Raw genomic sequence first — 650 nt, forward strand, 5'->3', positions numbered from 1 at the left:
TCGTGCAGGCCGAGTTTTTTCTCCAGATAGTGGATGTTGGTGCCACCCTGCTGGAAATGTTCGTCGGACATGATTTTCATCTGCAGCTCGACGTTGGTCTTGATGCCGTCGATGATCAGTTCCGCCAGCGCATTTTTCATGCGCGCGATGGCCACTTCACGGGTGTCACCGTAGGTGATCAGCTTGCCGATCATGGAATCGTAGTACGGCGGCACGCTGTAGCCGGCATAGATGTGCGATTCCCAGCGCACGCCAAAACCGCCTGGCGCGTGGAAACGGGTGATCTTGCCCGGGCTCGGCAGGAAGGTATTTGGATCCTCGGCGTTGATACGGCACTCTACCGCATGACCGCGAACAATCACGTCTTCCTGTTTGATCGACAGCGGCTGACCGGCAGCAATACGCAGCTGCTCTTTGATCAGATCCACGCCGGTGATCATCTCGGTCACCGGATGCTCCACCTGAATACGGGTGTTCATCTCGATGAAGTAGAACTCACCGTTTTCGTACAGGAACTCGAAGGTACCCGCACCGCGGTAGCCGATATCGATACAGGCTTTGGCACAGCGCTCGCCGATAAAGCGACGCAGTTCCGGCGTGATGCCCGGCGCTGGTGCTTCTTCGACCACTTTCTGGTGACGACGCTGCAT

At 56.9% G+C, this 650-nt stretch carries 1 pseudogene; it reads right to left on the reverse strand.

Features of this window, described 5'->3' with window-relative positions:
- Positions 1-650: pseudogene (locus JK231_RS25380) on the reverse strand (acetyl-CoA carboxylase biotin carboxylase subunit); the annotation flags it as partial.

The sequence above is a fragment of the Pantoea sp. JGM49 genome (assembly GCF_018257655.1).
GTDB classification, from domain to species: domain Bacteria; phylum Pseudomonadota; class Gammaproteobacteria; order Enterobacterales; family Enterobacteriaceae; genus Pantoea; species Pantoea communis.